The 534-nt window shown below is 51.5% G+C and carries 1 protein-coding gene; it reads left to right on the forward strand.

Translation table 11 applies throughout. The features are described from left to right. On the forward strand, positions 1-534 hold a 534-nt coding region (locus E1189_RS22295; RefSeq protein ID WP_196220857.1), incomplete at both ends, for a hypothetical protein.

The raw sequence follows: 534 nt of genomic DNA on the forward strand, positions 1-534 counted from the left end.
TGGGTGCAGACACGGGAAACGTCCCCTCTTGTCATCCGGGTGACTGACCAGACCTACCTTGGGCAACTGTTCGACGACCTCCATATCCGATCGGAACGCATTCCGCACTTTGGTCGGAATGTGACACAACTCCAGCAGGCCCTTGCGCAGGGAAGGGAGGTTGTGATTCTTGGTCTTGAGAAAAATCCCGAGCTTCAACAGGCTCTGGAATCGCTTTGCTGCAATCCCCCCTCAGTTATGGTCAATGGTTCACTGCTTAACTATCCAAAAGCTCGTCTCTGCCTGCTATGGCCACAATCGAAGCGCTGTACTTCCCTGCCATGGAGGGAAGCTATTCAGTCAGCAAAGCCGTTACCTGAGGTCGATATGTGGCGTTCAGCAGCCAGGCGGCATGGTATAGACAGCGACCAAATCCCCAAAACAGCGCTGAATGAAATTTATGAAATTTATGGCAAGATCCCAAAAGGCATCACTCAAACAATAGGGGGATTACCCGTTCTGACAAATGGGGGATTGGATAACCTGATTGTCGCC

The sequence above is a fragment of the Parendozoicomonas verongulae genome (assembly GCF_009711465.1).
Lineage (GTDB): Bacteria > Pseudomonadota > Gammaproteobacteria > Pseudomonadales > Endozoicomonadaceae > Sansalvadorimonas > Sansalvadorimonas verongulae.